Source organism: Bacillus sp. 05T21, from assembly GCF_056396785.1.
The window spans coordinates 46,066-65,068 of sequence record NZ_JBFTMD010000017.1 but is presented as its reverse complement, the minus strand read 5'-3'; the positions used below and the strand labels follow the sequence as shown (position 1 = coordinate 65,068).

Here is a 19,003-nt window from a genome sequence, read left to right as displayed (position 1 = left end):
TACACCCTTCCTGCAGCTTTTGTTTAATACAAATTGTTAATAGTTTAAAATCCTAAATCATGTGAAAGTTACTTCTACTGACAAATTTCATTCTATAAAATCGTGTATTCGTTTAGAAAACATTTTAAAGCTGTTTTCTAAACCCTTGTTATAGTCTGTCTGTTTCTCTGTCCATTGAACACCCTTATTCCCAGGCCAACCAGAGGTATTAGCAACATGTTTTAATAGCTCTAATCCTTTTAATTTTTGCTGTAAACCACGTTTATATGCATTTGTCATATTAGATATCGCAATTCGTGTATTGGTTTCTGCATTTTTTAACTCTTCGGCCGTTAAATCCTCAGGTGCTAATCCACCTCGATGGAGTTGGAATAATCCAAATGATGTATCCTGATCTCCGACTGCATTTGGATCAAACTTACTTTCATGAAATGCAATAGATAGGGGAATCCATGATGGGATACCATATTCCATTGATATTTGTTTTATAGTGGTTCTTACTTTAGCTAGATTGGTATGTTGGTCATATGCATATTTAAAAATGTATATCCCTACTGTTAAAACCAAAATAAATACTCCAATTTTTATTAATATTCCTCTCATCTATATCGCCTCTTTTGTCCGTATCAAAGATTGTCACTAATATTCATATTTTTTGGGGATATTAACTCTTAATCGTTAATCATTTGATGATTCTCTTTTTCATTAATTACTGATATCCCCAGCCGGTTTTACATTACTATTTGTTATGACTTTATCGTAATCTCCTTCATCGAATAAAAAGAGAGTCCTGTTAACACAGAGCTTCTGTATTATTGTCAGCCTACAAGCGTGCGTCTTTTTGGAAATTCAAGTGAAAATGGTCAGCATCCTGATAAACACCAAACTCATATCCTTTTTCTTTATAAAATTTGATGATTTCTGGAAGTGCTTGTAATGTTTGCGGCTTCTCATGCACAAGAATGACCTCCACGTCATCTGTTGTTCCCTTTTTAATATTTTCTACAATTTGGTTAGGATTATCTTTTAGCTCCCAATCATGAGAATCAATTGTCCAATCCCAAACTTTAATACCAGCTTTTACAATTTGATCCCGAATTTGTTGGTCTTTCAATCCCGGTGCTGAGCCATATGGAGGACGCACCAATGTAGGATTTGTTCCTGTAATATTACGGATAAGCGCTAATGCTTCTTTCATCTCTGGTACAAATTGTCCATCAGTGTATAACTTCTTACTATCATGTGTCATACTATGTCCACCGATATAATGACCTTCTTTTATCGCTCGTTTGACATTTTCCTGGAATCCCGCATTTTGTAGGTTTTTTCCTATCATAAAAAATGTTGCTTTGACTTCTTGCTCTTTTAATACATCTAAAAATTGACCTGTCAATGTACTCGGCCCATCATCGAATGTTAAGTACACTACTTTTCCTTCTGGCTTTCCATCAGGTTTTTTCTTTTTTGTATGCTCTACTTTTCCTTTCTCTTTTGGCTGCTCTATAACTCGTTTACTATTTTCTTTAACTCCCGCTTTTGCAGAATTAGAATTGAATTTACCTATTGTAAAGTACACTAAAAATGCTGTTGTTAGAAGAATTCCTAATGATAGTACGATCTTAAATATTCTCTTTTTATTATTTTTTAATAGTTTCATTATTTATCTCTCTCCATCGGTTATATATGCAATATATAAATTTAAATTTTCTAAGGTGGCAATGAAAAAACGCCGTTTTTATTATATTAAGTAGCGGTTTTTAATTGTAATTATTCGAGGTTTCTTTCCATATAACATCCGCATTTATCACTTTCGGCGCATTTACTTTTGTAAGGGAAAGTTTTCTCCATTTGGTACATCCATTAAAAGCACACTTTTTTCTCGAATACCTTGCTTTCTTTTATTCGATTGAAAATAAAGAATAACTATATACATAGGGATAAACACAATAAAAAGGTACTTAAATTTCTTTAAAAAACTCATTTTCTAGCCTCCATTTCTTCATAAAATTACTTTAAAACAAAATATTTAAAAGGAAAGAAAGATAAAATAAAGATTTTATAAAGATTGATAAAAGAAAAGGTATAGGTACACAGAGAGTGATAATTGTATTAGAATATGATCGAATTAAAGTCTTTCAAATAACGAATAGCACAACTGATTTTATTAAAATTCACATGTACAAATTGATTTAGAAAATCCATGTATTAGCTTGATTACCTGGATTACAATTTTTATTGTCCACATGATGGGATAATGAATATTTTTTCATTTAAACTAGCTTTGTAATAAAATTCTAATCACTTATATAATAAAAAAGGAACCTACCTTTTTAGTAGATTCCTTTCATAATTAGAAGAATTTTTAAGTTAGGTGAATAAGGAAATTATGCTCTTTCTAATGCATGCTGTTTTCATATATACTTTCGTTGTATAACAAGAAATTTTTATTTAATATAATTTTTTTAAACACGGCATTTTTTTACTAACAAACAATAATACTACTGAAAAAATGCATGTTCCCAATAATATAACTATAAAATACAACAAAGAATCTATACGATACAATTTTGAGAAAAGGATTAGAAATAATCCGTGTGACACATACATAAGAAAACTCAATGGTCGTAAAATGTGGTAACTCGAATGATTATCTAAATTCACATTCAATAATGTCATAAATAGAAAATAAACAGTTGGTACTAGCATAAACCACATGCCATTTCCTTTAGTAAAGGCTAAATGTTGCACATTAAATGCTTCAAATGTTAATAACACGAATGATAGAAATAAACAACCTAAATTATATTTTTGTGAACGTTTCTTTTTCGAGTAAGCAATGTACATTCCTAGGCTTACAAAAAAACTACCAAAAAACAAGCCATTTCTTGTTGTTAAAAATAGAGTGTAGTACCAAGAAAACAAATCCTTTGAACCGAATATATCGAAATAAGATTGGAAAATGGTACCACAAACAAAAAGTATGAGAGTGATTCCCAACACTACCTGAGGTTTACATAATTTAAACAATACAAATGAGAAAGCCATTGCAAAAATTAGGCCAGATAGATACCAAAGTGTATAGTAACTACCTTCAAACAAGGTTTTTTGAACATATACTAACCAATACCTCCACGACTCTCCACTTTTAACCCAACTATACATTTGTAATGGGAAGTATATCAGTATCCATGCAAAATAAAGTGTTATGAGTCTACTTACCACTGATATTACTTGTGGTAAGTCAGCTTTGATAGAATGGTTTAGGCGGATCTTTTGAGCGAAAAAAAATCCAGATGTTACAAAGAAAAATGGAACGGCTAAACGGGCTAATACCGAAACTAAAAAATAATTACCGTCCTGTGAGTAATGATAAAGTGGGTCTGTGTGAACAGTAATTACTAAAATTGCTGCAATAACTCGTGTTATATCAATTGCAACATACTGTTTCATTTATGCAGACCTTTTCTATATAGTTAGAAGCCATTCCTGATAAAACACCACTATATGAAATTATTTTAAAATCCACCCAATCGCCAACAATAAAGTTTTGTAAGCTATTTGTAACATCTATAATGCAATGATCACTACTTCCACCCTCAACAGTAATATTTTCATCAATAGCTTTTAAGCCATTGATATCTATATCTTGCTTTCCAATAGCAACAATTGCTCTTTTACGTAAACCTTTATCACTTGGAGAAATAGGCTTTCCAAATGCATTCATATAAGCGCGTTCTCCTCGAGGTAATGATGGCTTTGTTTGAAGTTCGATAATTTCTGCGCGAAATCGGATGACATCTGTTTCCCAATTATCTAACTTTTGGCCGTACGCTATTTCTCTCCCTAAAAATACAGATTGGTTAATTCGTAAATTATTAATACCTTTTGGGACCATTCCATCATTTAGCATTTGTAAACTACTAGAATTTCCACCTGATACAATTGGTAATGGTATATTGTATTTATCACGAATTTTTTGTGCTAGATCCGCTATGAAGCCATAATTTTCTTCTGTCGGAATAATTCCACCAAAACAAGTTAAATTCGTCCCAATTCCAGTTAGATTAATCCCTTTCATTTGTAAAATTTTTGATATGGTATCATGAATCTTTTTTTCATCTTCATACCATATCCCTTCTCTAAGGTCACCGACATCAATCATAAGGATAACGTCGTGTTTTTTGTTATGTTTTTCTGCTACTTCTGAAAGCTTCTCTATTATTTTCAGCTCAGAGTTTAAACTGCAATGAGCATATTGTATAACCTCATCAATTTCACTATATTTTGGTGATCTTAATAGCATTTTTTCAATTGGCAGGTGACTAAGCTTTTTCAAATTTTCAATTCGAGAATCAGCTAATGAATCGACTCCAGCTTCCATTAATGCTTTAGCAAAATCTTCATTACCGCAAACACCTTTCGTAATACCTGCGATAGATATATTATACTGGTGTGCTTTTTTTACCAATTCTGATACATTTTTCTTTACTTTATTTATATCTATTTGTAATTGTGGCTTCATAGGGTCACCCGCTGCTCTAACAGTTCAATTAATTTTTCAAATCGTAAATTTCTTGAAGCTTTAAATAAAATAGTACATGGTTCTTTTGTATACTCAATAATACCCTCAATTAATTCTGTTTCTTCTTTAAAATGTATGGCTTTGTTTGGTAGAAATTCCTTTTGCACCCTAGCAATCGTGTGAAAAGTTAATTCACCATATCCAAAAATTGTATCTAGCTTCGCTCTTTTTACATACTCACCAACTTGTTCATGTAGCATTCTATCCTGACTTCCCATATCTAACATATCACCCATCACAAAAAGCTTTCTTGAGCCAACATCTAATGAAGCAAGGGTATCTATAGCTGCTCTTACACTTTCTGGATTGGATTTATACGTATCATTAATAATTGTTATGTTACCAATTTGAATTACTTCATTACGTTGTGAAGATAAAATTACATTATCTAATCCCTGTTGAATCCATTTATCTAGCATATTAAGATGTTTTGCTACACTAATGGCTACTAAACTATTAACTGCTTGATGTTCCCCTATAAGTGGTAAACGATACTGTGCACTACTATGTGAAGCTGTAAACACTATGGAAGATGAGAATGTCCTACATGAAGTTAGATAGATGTCATTGATCTCACCTAACCCAAAAGTACATTTTTTATGGGAATAATTTTCCGCCTCTTCAACTAGTAAAGAATGATCACCATTGAAAAAAAGTATGCCTTCTGGATCTAGTCCAATCATCATTTCCATCTTTTCTGATGCAATGTTCTTTAGTGATCCAAGATTACTTAGATGTGCATGACCAATATTCGTGATAATGCCGATATTTGGTTGGACCATTTTACTTAGAAATGTAATATCGCCTATACGCCCCATTCCCATCTCAATTACCGCCATTTCTACATCTTCTTTTAACTCCAGCAGGGTTAATGGTACACCAATTTCATTATTGTAATTCCCTTGAGTTTTCTGGGTTTTATAACTAGTAGATAAAATACTATGCAGAATATCTTTTGTAGATGTTTTTCCATTACTACCCGTTATACCAATAAAAGTAGCTTTTAGCTGTTGACGATAAGAAGCTGCTAATTGCTGTAGCGCTACTGTTGTATCCTCTACAAAAATAACAGGTATGTTAGTAGGATAATTGGGCTCTCCCTTTTTCCATAATGTTGCTGCTGCTCCGTTTTTAATAGCTCCTTGAATAAAATGATGACCGTTACTGTTTGGACCAATAATAGGGATAAATAAAGAACCTTCTACCAGATTCCGTGAATCAATTGAAACACCTTTAATTACAACATTTTCACCCGTGAAATAACTTTCTTTAATCATTTTAGTAACTTCTGATATGGTTCTTGTAATCATAATTCTGCTCTCCTAAATTGAATATTATTTTTATTACTGTGTTTTAATAAACCTAACTGAATTAAGTGGTCTAACAACTCGGAATATTTCATGCCATCAGTTTTATCAAATAACAGAGGGAACATGCTATGCTTTGTAAATCCCGGAAGTGTATTAACTTCATTTAAATAAATAGTATTACTCTCCGTAACAAAGAAATCTATTCTCATCAGTCCTGAACCCTCTAAAGCTGCATAGGCTTCTTTTGCATATTTACACAATTCTAAATATGTTGTATTCGGAATAAGTGCTGGAATTTGTGGTGTTAAATGCTCATCTTCATATTTATCCTCAAAATTAAAGAAAGTTTGTTCTCTTTTCCATTCTCCTGCTAAGGAGCAATGTATCTCCTCATTTCCTATCACGCCTACAATTACTTCTTTACCTACTACTTCTTTTTCAACAAGAATTTTTTTATCATATAATAAGGCTACTTCAATGGCTTGTACTAATTCTTCTTCATTTTTACAGTAGCCAATCCCTATGCTAGAACCCATGTTTGCAGGTTTTACATAACATGGGAATCCAATTTGTTTAATAACCTTTTTTATACAGTTCCTTTTACTGTAGTTATATTGATTTGTATTGAAATATACATACGGTGTTTGTGGGATTAGATGTTGAGTAAACACTTTTTTAGACCAGATTTTGTCCATTCCAACAGCAGATGTTAATACATCGTTTCCAACATATGCGATGTTTAACATTTCTAACATTCCTTGCAACTTCCCATCTTCCCCATAGGTACCGTGTAACACTGGGAACACAATGCTATTTTCGTCTAGTTCCTGTAAAAACCTGCACATTGATTGTCCCAAGTTGTCTTTTGTATCTACGATTAATTGAGATTTCAATATTTCCCCATTACATGTTAGTCTTGGTTTGCTCCAATTTCCTTCTGGCGTAATATATACAGCAAATACATCATACTGATTTTTATTTAATTCATTTAATACATTTAAGGCTGATTCTAAGGAAACCTCATGTTCAGCAGATTTGCCACCATACAGCACGAATACTTTATGTCTCATTTTATTACCTCCGTAAATTTAATAAGCCTAAAAAATCTATGTTTAAGCAATGATTTGTTCACATTGCTTAATCTTTTTAATAAATTCTTTGTCAGCCCTTCTTTCTTAATTCATCTTGAGTTTAAAGCAGATTATTTAAATTAAAAGAAAGATAAATTAAAGATTTTATAAAGAAATAGGAAACTTCTATATAAGAAATTTCCTATTAAAAAATCACCTCTATTTTTTAAAAAGTATATAGCACCTTAATAAGGTCTACTCGGTTCTGATGCAAAATTTTCTAAACTACGCTATACTTCCAGAAAAGAAAATGAGGTGCAATCAAATGAAATTACCTAAGATTGGACTTGTGAAGTTTGCAAAGAGCCGTTTTACTAGATCCGCAGGATTTCAAAATCTTCGTCATGCTTCACGTACGATAAAAGGTATTGAGACCATTCATTCCTTATATAAACAAAGGCGAAGCCTTCAAATAGACTCCGCCTTTTCGACATACAATGAACTCCAACAATTACTAGCCACTTCCTAAACATTTCTCAACCTGTTTATGCTTTTTTCAAACTTAGCAACAGAACTATATTGTATATATCGTAAGAAAGAGCTCCCACAATGGGGAGCTCTTAAAATCAACCTTTTACTGTATCAACTACACTATTCCACATGCTGCTAAAGAAACGTGTAAACCAATTTGCTTGTTCTACATCTGATTTTGTTACAAGGTCTACTTGTAATGATTTACCTGATAAGAACCCAGGATCGTTACTATCTTTAGGCGATATAATCATTTGACTAATTGTTACACCTTTTTTAATAGGCGCTTCTTGTTCCTTATTCGATACTTTAAATTCTTTTTTATAAACGTCTTTGCTGCCCTTTGGCATTGGAAGTGAAACACCTTGCTTCGTTTGAACTGCTACATCTTTACCTTTTGCATTTTCTACCCGCACTGTTTCATGTCCTTTTACTGCCGAATCTTTTGCATAGGCCTTCTTCACTTCAAAATTCGCAAATCCATAATCATATAATTTCTTTGTTGCATCAAAACGTGCTGTATGAGAGTTTGCTTTAATCACTACAGAGATTAGACGCATACCATTTCTTTCTACTGTGCCAGTGAAACAATCCCCAGCTTCTGGAGTTGTTCCAGTTTTCAAGCCATCTACACCTTCATATTGCTTAATTAAACCTTTTAACATCCAGTTCGAGTTCACCATATCAATTGGATACTTTCCGCCTTTTTGGAATGTTTTTTTCGAGATTTTTGCTGTATCTAATATTTGCGGGAAATCTTGAATGAGACGTTGTGCTAAAATCGCACAATCTCTTGCAGACATTTTATTTTTCTCGTCTGGAGTTGTCCCTTCAGGATGCTGTCCTTTTAAATCATTGTTTGTTAAGCCTGTAGAGTTTACAAATTTATAATTTTTCAATCCAAATTCTTTTGACTTATCGTTCATCATTTTTACGAAATCGACTTCTTTTCCAGCAATTGCTTCAGCTAAAGCAATTGTCGCACCATTGGCAGAGCAAATTGCCATTGCCTCGTATAGTTCTCTTACCGTATAATAACCACCGTTTTCTAGGGGCACATTTGATAATGAGCGATCTTGTGAAATTTCGTGTGCGTATTCAGAAACTTTAATTTTCTGATCCCACTTAAGTTTCCCTTTAGCTATAGCTTCACTAACTAAGTACTCACTCATCATTTTTGTCATACTAGCAATCGCTAATAGTTCATCCGCATTTTTTTGATACAAAATTTTCCCGGAATCTGCTTCTACTAATATCGCTGCACCTGCTTCAATATTTAAAGCAGATCCTGTTTCTGCTGATACACTTCCATATGTAACAAACATGCTACAAGCGAGTGTAAGCACTGTTACTATCGCAATGAACCTCTTGCAAAAAATCCCTTTCACTTCTGTTACCCCCAATAGCTTTCTACTTACATAATTATTATTCTAATATATTAAAAATGAGATAGAGTTATCAAATCCTATTCACATATAAAACATTAGGATAACTTTCACTCCAATCCTTTTCTACGCCAACACACATTCCTATTTGTAGTATCCTTGTACTTTTCAAAATGATTATTCCTTTCCGACTTTTAATACATAGAATAAATTTTAAATTGGATACAAAGTATCCAGTTTGAACACTAGTTTTTACCATTACACTTAATAGACAATCTTAGTAACAATATTGTTCCATAACTAAAAAAAACAATTTAACCTTAAGATAATATATATGGTTCTGTTGCAAAGTTTTCTAAGCGAAGACAAAGTTTTTTCGGTGTACTAAGAATTACAACAACCATTAGTAATTCCCTAAACTATCCCAAATTCATAGACCTATTTAGGCCTGACATGACTAAAAAAGAAAATTGTACGTTTAAGAAATATATTCTAGAAAACCCGATTTTTAGTTACGTAAATTCCATGGTGTTCTTTATTTTCACGAGTGAACCATCCCAATAGGGCCTACTCTATTAGGGCATTTCTATAAGTCTGGTATAATGGCATCTAGGAATATCCCATATATCATTCTCCTTATTCTTTTTTGAAATTTTATTTAAATTCCAAAAACTACACAACAGAACTAAATTATGGATTCAATTAAATTAAGCTTTCATGATAGAAGCATCGACTAGTACATAATTGCTATTACCATTTTTAACGTATGAAATACCATTAACTTTATAGGTCGTATTTCTCGGCAATAACATCTCCATTTCCCATGGAGATGGGCTTAACGAAGCAAGATATGCTCCATGATTTCCCTTAGGTACCGTTAGGCGAATCAAAATAGGTCGCCCACTAACGCTTTCTGAAGCATCTTTAAGAATAGATGTACTCATATACGTATAATCTGTTTGATATTTCCCTAAGAATTTATTTTTAAATTTTAAAAATTCTTGTTTATTCAGTTTATTACCCTTTATGAGCGTTCCTTTCTCTAAGCCAAACGCACTTTCATTACTCCTACGATATACCACAATGTTATCAGGTACACTGGACACACTAAATGCTCGATCTAAATGCTTTATTTTTTGTTCCATATTAATATCTTTTCCTGGTAATTGACCTTTATTATCCTGAAGATAAGCATTTAAATGAAAATAGCCTAGATCCGTATATGACACGAATTCTTTTTCCTCTGCACTACTAACGTTTGTAATCCACTTATTATAGAATTTGTTTCCCCATGCAGTAGCAAGAGGTTTATCGGCCGAACGATTAAAATCTAAGACCTTTGGGGTATTTTTTTGTACTACATGAACTGTTGAATTTAAAAATACTGTACTTCCAGTAACCATTGTACTGAGTGCTAGGACAACTGGTAAAAACTTTGTCTTGATTTTCATATACATCCTCCTTACTTCTTTCTAGTAAAAACAGACATCCTTATACACCGATTACTCATTATAGAGACTATTTATTAAATAAAAAGAAAGATAAAATAAAGATTGTATAAAGATTCTGATGGATAGGAATCTTGTGCTATAAGCAGAATGAAGCTAGGAACTTTCTATTTGAACTGTATCCTTTTTTGCACTAGATCCTTGTAACCCCCTTGTACACTCATTGCGATTTTTTGGTTCTGTTGCAAATAATGAAACGTAAATTAAAGAGCAGAGATTCCTATTGGAATCCGGATTTAAGCGGTGAAACCGAAAAGGGTATGAATCAGTTGTATCTGATTTTGGACAGACTTCTTTCCTTGGAGGGTCTGTCCTTTTTTGATCATATGCATCGCTTCAATGCCCGCCAGCTTTTTTGTTTCTGTCTGAAAAGACTGAAATCCTAGCATGATTCGTACCCGTTTTTTTATGAAACGATGATCTTGTTCCACCATATTATTCAAGTGTTTTTTCTGCCCCAACTCTACGTTTACTGGAAGAGGTCACCATATCAAAAAAAGAAAATTGTACGTTAAAGAAAGATTGCACATAAAAACCCCGATTCTCATGTATTTAAAGAATCGGGGTTTTATTACTTTCTTTTTATTTTAGTTTTCCGTAATAGACGTAAATTTTTTAAAAAACCTTTTGATTTAAATTCCAAACATAATCGCCTGTGAGTGCAATATGCTCCCATCCCAGCGGAGAAATATGTTGAATATGGCGTATCATCCCATCGCTATCAAGATAAGAAAAGCAAATACCCCCAAACGAGAAAATTGACATGTCCAGATGAAAATGTACAATTTTTTGTTTTAGGGGCGTTATAAAGTTTTTAAGTTAATGTGGTGATACCCATCAACTTAAGAATGGAAACAAAGTGTACTTTCATTTTGTGGGGTAAAGCATTCCTAAAATAGAAGCATACTCTTAATAATACGCATACCAAATAAACCCTATCGTTTTATTAAAAGTCAAGGAAATAGTAATGAAATCCTATATTTATGCGATTGAATATAATGTCACACATTTTATAAGGTAAAAAGGAAAGGATAGATGCACAGGAGAGTATACCTGTTTACATCTATCCTTTTTTACAACAATATGACCACATTTACTACTACAACAAATTTTCATATAGTTATTGAACTATTTTTTGAATAACTAAATTAACCTCTTCGTTAACTTTAATTACGAATAAATGGTCCCCTTCACCTTCAATTGGATCAACTACATCTTCATTAAAAGATTCAGCGTGTTGTCTACCATATCTATTAAACTAGCGGTTTTTATTTTCCCTGACTCCTTTCCATACCTAAGGTACCCAAAAGTCCACTGGATTCCCGAGGCTACCATCCACATTTGTGTCTCTGAAAAGACATTTTGTGCCACTAGACGTAACTGTAGATTCCTGAACAAGCAAAATCATGAAAATACACACAAAGTTAGATTATCATCCATTACATTACTGTTTTGCTTCGTTCGAATAGAAAAACTCGGAAGAACGCCACTTGTTCGATATCTCCTCAATGTGATAAGGTGTCGTTCTGCAGCATCCACCTATTAAACGTGCACCTGCTTGGTACCATTCTTCAGATTGAATATCCAACGCGTTACATTGTTCATGACCATGCCATGTTTTTGTTTCTGGATTATAAGTTTCACCAGAGTTTGGATAAACAATAATCGGTTTTTTGGTGTTCGCCCTCAACTCTTGGATTGCACCAGTCACAACGGTTACTGGCGCACAATTGATGCCTATCGCTACAATTTGTTCACTTTTCTCAAAAACTCGTGCACACTCCACGAGTTTCATACCTTCACTAATCTCTTTCTCATTTTTTAGCGAAAAGGAAAGCCACGCATATGTTGCTGGAAATTCACGCAATAATGTATCTAATACTTTTGCTTCTTGCAGGGAAGGGATCGTTTCAAATGCCAATAGATCTGCACCTGCTTCGATTAACGCAGACATTCTCGAACGGTGAAAGTCTGCTAATGTTTTATCTGTCACACCATAGTTGCCTACATACTCTGAACCATCTGCAAGGTAAGCCCCGTACGGTCCAACTGATGCAACAACCAATGGTTTAGGCCTATTCGTTTGCGTATTTTCCTTCCAAAAATCATCTCTTGCCCTTCTTGCAAGTAACACCGTTTTCTTAATTAATTCCAAAGCTTCCTGTTCTTGTATTCCACGCGCGGAAAAACCACTAATAGTAGCTTGATAGCTTGCTGTTATGGCACAGTCCGCTCCAGCACGAAAATAGTCCGAATGAACCTGATAGATTAGTTCCGGATTTTCTAGTAACACACGTGCCGACCAAAGGGGATCGTCCAAATTACATCCATGCGCCTCCAATTCAGTAGCTAATGCTCCGTCAAGAAGCATAATGGAATGTTGGGATAAAATAGCATCAATTGGGTTGATTTTGTTCGACATAATCTACGCCCCTCTTTTTTAGATTTTTTGTTAGATAATAACTTCCATAGCAAAATAAAATAAACGGTATGCCGCAATATAAGGCAATTCTCTGTGTTGGATCGAATGCAATTCCAATACACGATGCCAGACAAAGGATAAAAGAAGCAATTGGTACTAATGGATATAGTGGTGTGCGATAAATCAAGTCCTTTTCAGAATTTCCTTCTTTCAAAAATTGTCTGCGAAATAGGAACTGGGAAGCACTAATACTCATCCAAACTATAACTACTGCTAGACCGGAAATGGAAACAAGTACGATATAGACAGTATCTGGTGCCACAATACTTGAGAGCAAAGCCAACGCTCCACCCACCATGCTGAAAATGACGGCGTTGATTGGAACACCTTGCTTCGTCATTTTCCCAAAAATCGGGGATATCGTATTCTTATTAGCAAGCGACCAAAGCATTCTAGAAGAGGCATAAAGGCCTGAGTTTGCCGCAGATAAAATGGCTGTTAAGATAACGAAATTCATTATGTCAGCTGAATATGGCACCCCAATTCGTTCTAGAACTGCAACAAAAGGGCTCTCTAATACCCCTGCATCGGAAATAGGCAATAACGCAGATAAAACAACAATCGTTCCTACAAAAAAGATGATTAATCTCCACAGAGTAGTTCGAATGGCCTTCGGTATCATTTTTTCCGGGTTCGCTGTTTCTCCAGCTGCAATGCCTATTAATTCTGTTCCCGAAAAAGCAAAATTAACCGCAAGCATGGTCATCATAATGGCCGTAGCACCATGAGGAAATAAACCTCCACTTGTAAAATTAGAAAAGAATGGTGCTGCTTTTGAATGAGTCATCGGAAGAAACCCTAGCATTGCCGCTACTCCTAAAACAATAAAAAACACAATAGCTATAACCTTTATCGATGAAAACCAAAATTCGGATTCGGCGAAAAATTTAACAGTCAGGACATTTAATACAAAGATCAAAATGGCAAAAAGAGCACTCCATACCCAAACATTAACCGATGGAAACCATCGCTTCATAAGTAATCCTGCGGCTGTAAATTCAGAACCTAAAGCAACAGTCCAAGTTAACCAATACAACCAGGCTACTGTATACCCTGTACCCGGTCCAATGTATTTAACTGCATAACTATGAAATGCGCCCGTTTCAGGCATATGTACGGAAAGCTCTCCTAAACATAGCATAACTAGATAAACCACTAGCGCACCAATCAGATAGGATAGAATTGTTCCAAACGGGCCAGCTTGTTGAATAGTGTAACCCGAGCTTAAGAATAAGCCAGTTCCAATCACCCCACCAAGTGATAGCATGACTATATGACGTGCTTGTATTTTCCTTTGAAATTCTCGCCCATTTTTGTTCTCCATTTCTACTCTCCTTTAGTTACTATCCAGAAAAAACAAAAACGCACTCTAAAAAAGAGGGCGCTACTGACAAATAAAAACGGAAGCTCTCATCTATCAGGATTATCACCCGCTGGAATTAGCACAGTGTCTACTTAAGCAGACCTGTTGCTGAGGTTTCATAAGGCCAGTCCCTCCACCTCTCTGGATAAGAAATATTTTTTTATAACTTTATCAATCCATTCAATAACTGTCAAGATAATTCTGTTTTTTAAAAAAATTATCTATTATAGAAATACAAAAAATAGAGTATTACTATAACTGCAACCCACTCCTTCTTGGGTATTATGTGAACTACCCGCCACTTAACGTCCTAACGGACTGTTTGAAGTGGGGGCTTCTCGGTTAGTCGTTACTTTTGATAGCTAACGAATTCGTCCTAAGACAGCCGAGCTAACTCCCTTGTTCCAAAGGATATTTTATTGTTATTTATGCTAACGCTAATAGGCGTATTGCTTCATTTTTAATATTGATAGCTGCGTTATAATCTCTATCGAGATTTACACCGCATATGCAAGAATATACTCGTTCAGACAATGGCATATTTTTCACATTTCCACAACTACTACATGTTTTTGTGGAAGGAAACCATTTGTCTATTTTCATAAGTTGTTTTCCTTGTTCGTTTAGTTTATAAGCTAAGAAAGATGTGAACATACCCCACCCATTATCAGCAACACTTTTTCCAAAATGAAGTGCTCGTGACATTCCTTTCATGTTTAGGTCTTCAATAGCTACAACATCAAAATGAGTAGCTAACTCTTTAGACTTATGATGAAGGAAGTTCTTACGTTGGTTCGCTACTTTTTCATGTAACTTAGCTACACGGATACATTGTTTATTCCGACGAATAGAACCTTTGGTTCTTCTAGATAATACTCGTTGTGCCTTTGCTAATCGATCTAACATTTCACGATAGAACTTAGGATAATTGGCTTTCTCATCCTCAGAACTAACGTATAATCCATCCATCGCAAAGTCTAATCCAACAACTGTTTCTACTTCTTTTTGTACAATCTCTTTTTCGTATTCAGTCAAGATGGACACATAGTATTTACCAGTAGGTGTCATAGAAATCGTACATGACTTGATCATATAATCTTGTGGTATCTCTCTATGCTGTTTGATACGTACCATTTTCAGTTTTGGCAATTTGATATAACCATTAAGCAACATAATATTTCCGTTTACTACATTCGTTGTATAAGACTTTCTGTCTTTTTTACTTTTGAATGTTGGGAAGTCATTTTGACCACTAAAGAAATTCTTATAGGCAGTTTGCAAGTGTAGTTGAGCATTTGCCAAAGCTAATGAATCAACTTCTTTTAACCACTCAAATTCTGCTTTATATTTCGCAGGAGTTGGAAGCTTTTGTTTCTTTAGTTGTTCCTTATCATCTTTGTATTTTTCGTACGCTTCTTTCCGTTCAGCTAACATTCTGTTATACACGAAACGTACACAACCGAAGGTTTTACGCATAAGATATGCTTGTTCTTCTGTTGGATACAAACGGAATTTATATGCTTTATTATGCTTTGTCATATCATTTCACCTCACTTTTCACCTTGGTTTTCAATATATTTATTTACTACATCTATTGGCGAACCACCAGTAGTTAGTAAGCAAAAATTTCTTGACCAAAACATCTCTTTCCAAAGTTTCTTTTTCACTTGTGGAAAGTCTCTCTTGATTAGTCGAGAACTTGCACTCTTATAAGCATTGATGAATTTTGTCATTTCTGTATTCGGATGTGCCTTGAACAAAATATGAACATGGTCTACATCATGATTCCACTCTACCAGTGTTATGTTGTAATTCTCGGATAACCTGATAAACATGTCTTTTGCATAATCTGACATATCATCATCAAACACATTTCTTCTGTATTTTACGACCAACACAAGATGATAATATAACAAGAACACTGAATGATTATTGCTATCTAATTTCATTGATATACCAACCTTTGTACTTTATAAGACTGATTATATCAGAGGCAAAATAAAAAGCAAAGCCTTTTGGCTACGCCAAGCCGAAATTCATCTCCCACCTACCGCTGGGCTACGCCCTTCACACGCTTGAGGAAGGAGAATTCTTTCGAGGAATTCGTTAAAACAAAAAGAACTTGTAGGAATCTCTACAAGTTCTTTTTGTTTTCAGGTGAATATACGGGACAAACAAACTATCTTACAGATTCATCATAGAAACTACAGGGGTAATGCTTTGAAAAATATATTATATAACAAATATTAACATCTATAGATTTTAATATTGAAAATTATGTTAATTAGGAACAAAAGTAGCTTTTTTCTTAGCTATTATTAATTTCGTTTACTACTAACTTCTTTTTACTTAAATACACTGCTCGATCCGATTTTTTTGCAACTTCTTGTGAATGCGTAACAACAATTACACATTTATTCTCTCGATGAGCAAGCTCTTGAAACAACTCAATAATCTCTTTTGCTGTTTCTCCATCAAGGTTTCCTGTTGGTTCATCCGCAATAAGTAAATCAACATTGCAAGATAGTGCCCTAGCAATTGCTACACGCTGTTGTTGCCCGCCACTTAGTTGCAAGACGTTTCGTTTCGCTTCTACTTCTGTGAGTCCTACCTTCTCTAATAATTCTAATGCTCTTGCTTTTTTATTCTGTACCTTCACACCTGTAATTTCCATTGCCGTTAGTACATTTTGAAGAGCAGTCATATAGGTAATCAAATTATAGGATTGGAAAATTACGGATACATTTTGATTACGGTATCGATCCAAGCCAATTTTTCGAATATCCTTGCCATTAAACAGTACATAACCATTTTTAGGTATATCTAGACCACAGCCTAAGCTAAGAGTTGTGGTTTTACCAGATCCAGATGGCCCTAAAATCGTGTAGAAATGCCCTTTTTGAAAAGAAAAATTAACATTATCTAGTATCGTTACTTTTTTTCCGTTACTTTCATAGTAATAATCTAAGTTTTTAAATTGTAAAATCGTCTCCATGTCGAGCCTCCTTATTCATCTTTTAAAAGGATTTGTTTTGGATTTAAGCGTAGAATAGATAATGCTGGAAGAAGCGTTGCTAATAAAGCAATAGCTAGTCCAATCCCCCCCATTTTCGCTACATCTTCTCCTGTTACACTTACATCAATTTTATCAATTGGATCTTCTTTTTGGTCTTGTAGCGTACCACCAGGTCCAGACATCATTACAGTACCATTTTGTGGGGTATCTGTTTCTTCGCTTGCTGTAGCAATTTCACTCGAAAGTAAATTATTCCCTATGAATTGAGAAATTTTTGCTCCTGTTGTTATGGATAATCCAAATGCTAAAATAGCAATACATACTACTTCTACTACGAACTGCGCCATCAGTTTCCATTTTTTCTCTCCAATGGACAATAGAATCCCCATTTCCTTACGACGCGCTTTAATCGATAACATAATGATTAATCCTAAGATAATCGCACCTGCAATAGATACCATATAGATAATCATTTGAGAAGTAGAAGCGATATTTTCGATAGGACCAATCATTTGTTTGTACAATGAATCATGTGCATCTAACTTAAAATAATTAAAATCAATATCAGATTTTTTTGCTTCTTTTTTAAATGCATCAATGTATTGTGGGTCGTTCAATAAGTACACAACTTGAATACTACTCATACCTTCATCTACTTCTAATTTTTTTAAAGTAGAGTAAGGCATATATAGTTTATTAGCTGGATTCATCATAGGAGGGGGATTTTGACCCATTGGTTGCTCATTCGTTTCGTAAATACCGATAATTTCAATTTCAAGAGTTTCCTTTTTATCCCCTGATTGAACTTTAACTTTATCTCCTACTTTCAAATTGTTTTGTTCCGCTAATCGTTTTTCCATTAAAGCTACATTCTGATCTTGCATCTTTTCTGTAATCGGTTTTCCATCAACGATTTTATTTTTTCCATTTTTAAAGCTTTCTTGTAATAAAGTCTTGCGAACTCCTTCTATCATAAGAGAAGAATTCATATCTATTTCTGTACCCGAACCTGATCCTCCCGCCGTTGCCACTCTAGCATTTCCTTTTCCTTCTCCTTCTCCTTCTCCTTCTGAAACTCCTACTAATTTAAATCCATCTGCAATTCCGAAATTATGGGTTATATAATTATAGTCTTTTACATGCTTGGACTTCGCTAATTGATCTGTTTCTTTTGTATTGAGCTGCGGCGGATTAGGCGCTTCTCCAGTTTCCCTTGCTTGTTTTCCTAATTTATCAAAATCAAGACCTAAAGTAACATCAGCACCCAGTTTTTTTCTTGCTGCATCAGCTGCTTTTTTTGATGCATTTTGGATTGTGAATCCTGCCAGCACTAAGTTTGTAACAATCAGAAAGACCGCCATCAAAATTAATGATGTTCCTATTCTTTTTTTCATACTGAGAATTGCGCGTTTTATAAAATTCATTTTTCCTAACCTCCTTGATAGTTGTTATTGTATATACGCTATCTGGAGTTTATATGAAGATATTCAGTAGATTATCTAAAGATATTAGGGCTTATCTGGAGTTTATATGTAGTAATTCATTAATATGGGCAAGAAAAACTGGAACACAAATTAAAATACGTAATAAAAAATTTTTAAAAGTTATTAGACAAATACAACCCAACGTTAAATCCACCGACTTTTGGGATATGTAAAAACTGGCTAACTAGAATCAGTTTTATTTTTTTATAAAAAAACCTTTATAACAGAACACACATTCGTATATAATAAGAACAGACGTTCTTATTTAAGGA

At 34.1% G+C, this 19,003-nt stretch carries 15 protein-coding genes, 2 pseudogenes and 1 riboswitch; of the genes and pseudogenes, 1 reads left to right on the top strand and 16 read right to left on the bottom strand.

Annotated features, from left to right (window positions below; translation table 11 throughout):
* Positions 1–87: 87 nt before the first annotated feature.
* The 7 genes from AC1DKZ_RS23425 to AC1DKZ_RS23395 form a co-directional block, all read right to left on the bottom strand.
* Positions 88–603 (bottom strand): transglycosylase SLT domain-containing protein, encoded by a 516-nt coding sequence (locus AC1DKZ_RS23425; RefSeq protein WP_476997159.1) that lies wholly within the window; start codon positions 601–603, stop codon positions 88–90.
* 220 nt (positions 604–823) lie between these two features.
* A complete protein-coding gene (locus AC1DKZ_RS23420) occupies positions 824–1,657 on the bottom strand; it encodes a polysaccharide deacetylase family protein (protein WP_476997158.1) in 834 nt (277 codons plus the stop codon).
* A gap of 162 nt (positions 1,658–1,819) precedes the next feature.
* A complete protein-coding gene (locus AC1DKZ_RS23415; RefSeq protein WP_476997157.1) occupies positions 1,820–1,981 on the bottom strand; it encodes a hypothetical protein in 162 nt (53 codons plus the stop codon).
* A 467-nt stretch (positions 1,982–2,448) separates the two neighbouring features.
* Positions 2,449–3,450 (bottom strand): acyltransferase family protein, encoded by a 1,002-nt coding sequence (locus tag AC1DKZ_RS23410; RefSeq protein ID WP_476997156.1) that lies wholly within the window; start codon positions 3,448–3,450, stop codon positions 2,449–2,451.
* Positions 3,428–4,522, bottom strand: coding sequence for an alanine racemase (locus AC1DKZ_RS23405; RefSeq protein WP_476997155.1), 1,095 nt, complete (start codon positions 4,520–4,522; stop codon positions 3,428–3,430). Before AC1DKZ_RS23405 ends, AC1DKZ_RS23410 begins: the two co-directional genes overlap by 23 nt.
* Complete coding sequence (locus AC1DKZ_RS23400) at positions 4,519–5,892, bottom strand: UDP-N-acetylmuramoyl-tripeptide--D-alanyl-D-alanine ligase (protein ID WP_476997154.1); 1,374 nt, start codon at positions 5,890–5,892, stop codon at positions 4,519–4,521. The genes AC1DKZ_RS23405 and AC1DKZ_RS23400 overlap by 4 nt, the downstream gene beginning before the upstream one ends.
* Positions 5,889–6,962, bottom strand: a complete 1,074-nt coding sequence (locus AC1DKZ_RS23395) for a D-alanine--D-alanine ligase family protein (protein ID WP_476997153.1) — start codon at positions 6,960–6,962, stop codon at positions 5,889–5,891. Before AC1DKZ_RS23395 ends, AC1DKZ_RS23400 begins: the two co-directional genes overlap by 4 nt.
* 361 nt (positions 6,963–7,323) lie before the next feature.
* Between AC1DKZ_RS23395 and AC1DKZ_RS23390 the strand changes: the two are divergent.
* Positions 7,324–7,491, top strand: a pseudogene (locus AC1DKZ_RS23390) (IS6 family transposase); the annotation flags it as partial.
* Positions 7,492–7,588: 97 nt separating this feature from the next.
* Here the strand turns inward: AC1DKZ_RS23390 and AC1DKZ_RS23385 are convergent.
* The 9 genes and pseudogenes from AC1DKZ_RS23385 to AC1DKZ_RS23345 form a co-directional block, all read right to left on the bottom strand.
* Positions 7,589–8,881 (bottom strand): D-alanyl-D-alanine carboxypeptidase family protein, encoded by a 1,293-nt coding sequence (locus tag AC1DKZ_RS23385; protein WP_476997152.1) that lies wholly within the window; start codon positions 8,879–8,881, stop codon positions 7,589–7,591.
* Positions 8,882–9,585: 704 nt separating this feature from the next.
* Positions 9,586–10,329: an ADP-ribosyltransferase gene (locus AC1DKZ_RS23380; RefSeq protein ID WP_476997151.1), complete on the bottom strand. Its 744-nt coding sequence runs from the start codon at positions 10,327–10,329 to the stop codon at positions 9,586–9,588.
* A 293-nt stretch (positions 10,330–10,622) separates the two neighbouring features.
* Positions 10,623–10,841, bottom strand: a pseudogene (locus AC1DKZ_RS23375) (DDE-type integrase/transposase/recombinase); the annotation flags it as partial.
* Positions 10,842–11,830: 989 nt separating this feature from the next.
* Positions 11,831–12,808 (bottom strand): homocysteine S-methyltransferase, encoded by a 978-nt coding sequence (gene mmuM, locus AC1DKZ_RS23370; protein WP_476997150.1) that lies wholly within the window; start codon positions 12,806–12,808, stop codon positions 11,831–11,833.
* Complete coding sequence (gene mmuP, locus AC1DKZ_RS23365) at positions 12,783–14,192, bottom strand: S-methylmethionine permease (RefSeq protein WP_476997149.1); 1,410 nt, start codon at positions 14,190–14,192, stop codon at positions 12,783–12,785. The genes mmuM and mmuP overlap by 26 nt, the downstream gene beginning before the upstream one ends.
* 83 nt (positions 14,193–14,275) lie before the next feature.
* Positions 14,276–14,383, bottom strand: a riboswitch (SAM riboswitch).
* A gap of 274 nt (positions 14,384–14,657) precedes the next feature.
* Positions 14,658–15,770 carry an RNA-guided endonuclease TnpB family protein gene (locus AC1DKZ_RS23360; protein ID WP_476997148.1) on the bottom strand — a complete coding sequence of 371 codons (1,113 nt, stop codon included), beginning with the start codon at positions 15,768–15,770 and terminating at the stop codon, positions 14,658–14,660.
* A gap of 11 nt (positions 15,771–15,781) precedes the next feature.
* On the bottom strand, positions 15,782–16,180 hold the full coding sequence (tnpA, locus tag AC1DKZ_RS23355; protein WP_476997147.1) for an IS200/IS605 family transposase: 399 nt from the start codon (positions 16,178–16,180) through the stop codon (positions 15,782–15,784).
* A gap of 359 nt (positions 16,181–16,539) precedes the next feature.
* Entirely contained in the window at positions 16,540–17,226 is a 687-nt protein-coding gene (locus AC1DKZ_RS23350) for an ABC transporter ATP-binding protein (protein ID WP_476997146.1), read from the bottom strand.
* 11 nt (positions 17,227–17,237) lie between these two features.
* Positions 17,238–18,671: an ABC transporter permease gene (locus tag AC1DKZ_RS23345; protein ID WP_476997145.1), complete on the bottom strand. Its 1,434-nt coding sequence runs from the start codon at positions 18,669–18,671 to the stop codon at positions 17,238–17,240.
* Positions 18,672–19,003: the final 332 nt, after the last annotated feature.

Excerpts from the sequence above, each read along its gene's own strand:
- AC1DKZ_RS23360 (WP_476997148.1), bottom strand. The coding sequence starts at position 15,770 with ATGACAAAGCATAATAAAGCATATAAATTCCGTTTGTATCCAACAGAA.
- AC1DKZ_RS23380 (WP_476997151.1), bottom strand. The coding sequence starts at position 10,329 with ATGAAAATCAAGACAAAGTTTTTACCAGTTGTCCTAGCACTCAGTACA.
- tnpA (WP_476997147.1), bottom strand. The coding sequence starts at position 16,180 with ATGAAATTAGATAGCAATAATCATTCAGTGTTCTTGTTATATTATCAT.
- mmuP (WP_476997149.1), bottom strand. The coding sequence starts at position 14,192 with ATGGAGAACAAAAATGGGCGAGAATTTCAAAGGAAAATACAAGCACGT.
- AC1DKZ_RS23400 (WP_476997154.1), bottom strand. The coding sequence starts at position 5,892 with ATGATTACAAGAACCATATCAGAAGTTACTAAAATGATTAAAGAAAGT.
- AC1DKZ_RS23345 (WP_476997145.1), bottom strand. The coding sequence starts at position 18,671 with ATGAATTTTATAAAACGCGCAATTCTCAGTATGAAAAAAAGAATAGGA.
- AC1DKZ_RS23420 (WP_476997158.1), bottom strand. The coding sequence starts at position 1,657 with ATGAAACTATTAAAAAATAATAAAAAGAGAATATTTAAGATCGTACTA.
- AC1DKZ_RS23425 (WP_476997159.1), bottom strand. The coding sequence starts at position 603 with ATGAGAGGAATATTAATAAAAATTGGAGTATTTATTTTGGTTTTAACA.
- AC1DKZ_RS23415 (WP_476997157.1), bottom strand. The coding sequence starts at position 1,981 with ATGAGTTTTTTAAAGAAATTTAAGTACCTTTTTATTGTGTTTATCCCT.
- AC1DKZ_RS23395 (WP_476997153.1), bottom strand. The coding sequence starts at position 6,962 with ATGAGACATAAAGTATTCGTGCTGTATGGTGGCAAATCTGCTGAACAT.
- AC1DKZ_RS23410 (WP_476997156.1), bottom strand. The coding sequence starts at position 3,450 with ATGAAACAGTATGTTGCAATTGATATAACACGAGTTATTGCAGCAATT.
- AC1DKZ_RS23405 (WP_476997155.1), bottom strand. The coding sequence starts at position 4,522 with ATGAAGCCACAATTACAAATAGATATAAATAAAGTAAAGAAAAATGTA.
- mmuM (WP_476997150.1), bottom strand. The coding sequence starts at position 12,808 with ATGTCGAACAAAATCAACCCAATTGATGCTATTTTATCCCAACATTCC.
- AC1DKZ_RS23350 (WP_476997146.1), bottom strand. The coding sequence starts at position 17,226 with ATGGAGACGATTTTACAATTTAAAAACTTAGATTATTACTATGAAAGT.